Consider the following 257-nt stretch of genomic DNA (forward strand, 5'->3'; position numbering starts at 1 on the left):
TGCCCGGTCTCAATCCATGATCCCTTTATGAGAGTCCACCAATCATCAGCCAGTCCGGTCAGAACATAATCATATGGCAGCCATCCATATCCCTCGTCGCCCCATATCTCTCCCCAGGAGTTTCTTATCATGAGAGCACCGGTGGTCTCGGCACCGCAATTGCTGTTCTTGATCTTCATCTTATCGTCATAACCCACTGCAATTATGGCATGGCCGCCTTGTACGCTTTCATTGCTGCAGGGATAGGGGATCTTGCC

1 protein-coding gene is annotated in these 257 nt (G+C 51.0%); it reads right to left on the bottom strand.

Annotation, left to right across the window (positions count from 1 at the left end; all coding sequences use genetic code 11):
• Positions 1-257 (bottom strand): C1 family peptidase (locus BP727_RS01315; protein ID WP_286857010.1); only part of this gene is annotated, 257 nt, incomplete at both ends.

The sequence above is a fragment of the Methanosaeta sp. UBA356 genome (assembly GCF_002496465.1).
GTDB lineage: Archaea > Halobacteriota > Methanosarcinia > Methanotrichales > Methanotrichaceae > Methanothrix > Methanothrix soehngenii.